General features: G+C 37.8%; 3 protein-coding genes. All 3 read left to right on the top strand.

Annotated elements, in window-relative coordinates:
* A partial coding sequence (locus PHC28_RS17210) for a nitrite reductase (RefSeq protein ID WP_300103460.1) occupies positions 1 to 1,984 on the top strand: 1,984 nt, incomplete at its 5' end.
* Complete coding sequence (cobA, locus tag PHC28_RS17205) at positions 1,977 to 2,759, top strand: uroporphyrinogen-III C-methyltransferase (protein WP_300103458.1); 783 nt, start codon at positions 1,977 to 1,979, stop codon at positions 2,757 to 2,759. The genes PHC28_RS17210 and cobA, both read left to right, overlap by 8 nt.
* A gap of 163 nt (positions 2,760 to 2,922) precedes the next feature.
* Positions 2,923 to 3,386 (top strand): bifunctional precorrin-2 dehydrogenase/sirohydrochlorin ferrochelatase (locus PHC28_RS17200; protein ID WP_300103462.1); only part of this gene is annotated, 464 nt, incomplete at its 3' end.

The following is a 3,386-nucleotide window of genomic DNA, read 5'->3' as shown; positions in this document are numbered from 1 at the left end:
TTTCCGTAGCTTACGTTTGGCTAGAGGAGTTTATGGACAACGTCAAGAAGGCGTTCAAATGATTCGTATCAAATTGCCTTTTGGGAAAGTTTCAAGCGAGCAATTAGTGCGAATTTCAGATGTTTCAGACGAATATTCTAGAGGCCGTTTGCATATTACAACTCGTCAGGATATTCAGATTCACTATGTGAGTTTAGACAGAACTCCTGAACTTTGGGCTGAATTAGAAAAAAGTGACATCACACTTCGTGAAGCTTGCGGAAACACCGTTAGAAATATCACGGCCAGCGAAACAGCAGGAATCGATGTTAAGGAACCTTTTGACGTTTCGCCTTATGCGTTTGCAATGTTTGATTTTTTCTTGAGAAATCCAGTTTGTCAGGAATTGGGACGAAAGTTCAAAATATCATTTTCATCAACTGACGAAGATACTGCTTTGAGTTATTTGCACGATTTAGGATTTATTCCAAAAATTGTAAACGGAGAAAGAGGATTCAAAGTAATGCTTGGTGGCGGATTAGGTTCGCAACCTCACCACGCTGAATTATTGTCGGAATTTATTCCGACCAATCAAATCATTCCAACAACCGAAGGAGTTTTAAGGATTTTTGACCGTTTTGGAGAAAGAAACAAACGTTTGAAAGCACGTATGAAATTCTTAATTAAAGATTTAGGAAGGGATGCGTTTTTAAAATTGGTTGAAGAAGAGAAAAAAGCCTTGTCTTGCCAAACAGTTGAAATTGACACGACTGCATTTGACGCTCCAATTCCAGCACCTTTATTGGTAGCTCCAGAAATAGAAATCAAGGATGTTGCTGCATTCGAAGCTTGGAAAAAATCGAATGTGATTCAACAGAAACAAAAAGGATATGTTGCCATTGGAATTAAAGTTTCGTTAGGCGATTTCTATACAGATAAAGCCAGATTATTAGCCGATTTAATCAAAAATTATGCAGCCGATGAATTGCGTTTTTCTCTAAGACAAGACATTCTTATTCGTCACATCAAAGAAGAAAACTTGCCGTTTTTTTACCAAGAATTAGCCAAATTAGATTTCGTTTCTTTAGGTTATAATTCAACTGCCGATATTACAGCTTGTCCAGGAACGGATACGTGTAATTTGGGTATTGCAAGTAGCACAGGAATTGCAACAGAACTTGAAAGAGTTTTGACAACTGAATATCCTCAATATTTGAATGACAAAGAAATCGCTATAAAAATTAGTGGTTGTATGAATGCTTGTGGACAACACAGTATGGCGCACATTGGTTTTCAAGGAATGTCAATCAATTCGGGAAGGCTAGTTGCTCCAGCACTTCAGGTGTTGTTAGGCGGAGGCGTTTTAGGAAATGGCGAAGGTAGATTTGCTGATAAAGTAATCAAAATTCCTAGTCGTCGTGGGCCAGAAGCATTGCGTTCTATTTTAGATGATTTCGAATCTAATGCCAACGGAATATCCTTTTTGAATTATTACGATGCCAAAGGAGAAATTTATTTCTTCGAATTATTGAAACCACTTTCGGATATTACGAATCTTACCGAAGCTGATTTTGTCGATTGGGGAAATGCCGATAATTATGTAAAAGCGATTGGTGTGGGAGAATGCGCCGGTGTTGTAATTGATTTAGTTACCACATTGATATACGAAGCCAAAGACAAAATGACTTTCGCTCAAGAAGCTTTCGACGATAAAAAATGGGCCGATGCGATTTACCTTGCTTATGCAGGTTTTGTAAATGGTGCCAAAGCATTGCTGCTTTCCGAAAATCAAAGAACGAATCACCACGCAGGAATCATCGATTTATTCGACACGGTTTTCACCGAAACAAACAAAATCGAATTGAAATCGACTTTCAGAGATTTGGTTTTCCAAATTAATCAAAACGAACCTTCAGAGGAATTTGCCAAAAAATACATTCAAGAAGGAATAGCATTTTTCGAAAATATTGAAAGTTACAGAACAAAAGATTTAGCCAATGAATAAAGTATTAAAACCAAAAGTAACTTTAGTAGGTGCTGGTCCAGGTGATCCAGATTTGCTTACTATCAAAGGAGCAAAAGCACTCGCTGATGCCAATGTGGTTTTGTATGATGCTTTGGCAAACGACGAAATATTGTCGTATGCGCCCAAAAAAGCCATCAAAATATTTGTTGGAAAAAGGAAAGGCTGTCACGAATATTCGCAAGACCAAATCAATCAATTGATTGTTGATAATGCGCTTACTTATGGAAATGTAGTGCGACTAAAAGGCGGAGATCCATTTATTTTTGGTCGCGGAAGCGAAGAAATCGAATATGTTGAAAGTTTCGGAATCCCTTCATCAGTTGTTCCCGGAATTTCATCATCGATTGCCGTTCCAGCAAATCAAGGAATCTCTTTGACAAAAAGAGGTGTTTCCGAAAGTTTTTGGGTTATCACAGGTACAACTTCCGACAGGAAATTGTCAAAGGATGTTGCTCTTGCAGCACAATCTTCAGCAACTGTGGTAATCTTGATGGGAATGAGCAAACTCGAACAAATTATAGCACTATTCCAAAACGAATCCAAAGGAGAAACTCCAGTTGCGATTATTCAAAACGGAACTATGCCCAACGAAAAAATTGGAATTGGAACGATAAATTCTATTTCAGAAGTTGTAAAAGAAAATAATTTAAGTTCTCCTGCGATTATTGTAATTGGTGAAGTAGTAAGAAAAAGCAACAAGTTGAAAAATTTCAACGAAAAATTTGCCTCCAATAAAGTTTGCGCTAGAGAATAATCCCCACCCCAACCCTCCCCGAAGGAGAGGGAGCTTGGAAAGGAAAAATATATAACAAATTCACAGTTTCATCAGACCTCATTTTAGAGAGAAAAATAAAATGAAGAAAAACGAGTTACATCCCAATAATCAGGACTCGGCTCCCCTCTCCTTTGGAGAGGGGTTGGGGGTGAGGAATGAACTATATCCAATTTTCCTAAAACTCCACCAACTCAATGTGCTCATTGTTGGTGGAGGAAAAGTAGCATTGGAGAAATTATCTTTCTTATTAAAGTCAAGTCCAAATGCCAATGTTGAGGTAGTTGCATTGCATTTTTTACCAGAACTTTTGACCTTGGACGAAAAACATAATATAATCATTACCCATTCCAAGTTCAAGAAAAAAATGCTCAAAAAACGGCATTTGGTTATCGCTTGCACTGATGATTTGGAAGTCAATAAACGGGTTTACAAATTGTCAAAAAAACGAAATTTATTGGCAAACATCGCCGACACACCTGAATTCTGTGATTTTTATTTGGGCGGAATCGTAACCAAAGGCAACGTGAAAATTGCCATTTCCACCAACGGAAAATCACCTACAACAGCCAAAAGATTGCGCGAATTCTTCGAAGAAATAATCCCGGA

The sequence above is a fragment of the Flavobacterium sp. genome (assembly GCF_028712645.1).
GTDB lineage: Bacteria > Bacteroidota > Bacteroidia > Flavobacteriales > Flavobacteriaceae > Flavobacterium.
Note: the sequence above shows the minus strand (reverse complement) of the source record. Positions and strands in the feature narration are given on the sequence as shown.

What these genes read in the sequence shown, in the direction of transcription:
- cobA (WP_300103458.1), top strand. Translation starts at nt 1,977, where the DNA reads ATGAATAAAGTATTAAAACCAAAAGTAACTTTAGTAGGTGCTGGTCCA.